This window comes from Stenotrophomonas sp. GbtcB23, from assembly GCF_019091045.1.
GTDB classification, from domain to species: Bacteria; Pseudomonadota; Gammaproteobacteria; order Xanthomonadales; family Xanthomonadaceae; genus Stenotrophomonas; species Stenotrophomonas rhizophila_A.
Genome location: NZ_JAGXKC010000220.1, coordinates 1 through 423 on the forward strand (window position 1 = coordinate 1; position 423 = coordinate 423).

A 423-nucleotide genomic window follows, 5' to 3' on the forward strand; every position below is an offset into this window, starting at 1 on the left:
ACAGTGGCCAGCTCGGCGAGCTTCCACGTGGCGCCCCGAATAACCGCATACCGTTCGTGGCGCAGGTGGCAGCCGGGATCCGTCCCGAAGTGAAGGTGTTTGGCGGGGACTACAAGACACCCGATGGGACAGGGGTCAGAGTTTACATCCACGTAATGGATCTGGCACAGGCCCATGTCCACGCACTCGACTACCTGCGCGGTCGCATGCAAGGACTTGTGGTCAACCTGGGCACCGGCAGCGGGTATTCGGTGATCGAAATCATCCATGCCTTCATCCGGGCAAGCGGCCGTCAGGTCCCTTACCAGATCACCGATCGGCGCCCCGGTGACGCCGACGCGTGTTATGCCGATCCTTCGTTGGCTGAAATGCTGCTGGGATGGCGGGCTTCGCGGGGATTGGACGAAATCTGCGCCGACGCTT

The 423-nt window shown here is 61.9% G+C and carries 1 protein-coding gene; it reads left to right on the forward strand.

Annotated elements, in window-relative coordinates:
• Positions 1–423, forward strand: a 423-nt coding sequence (locus KVS69_RS18870; protein WP_217539502.1) for a GDP-mannose 4,6-dehydratase, incomplete at both ends; no start/stop codon positions are given.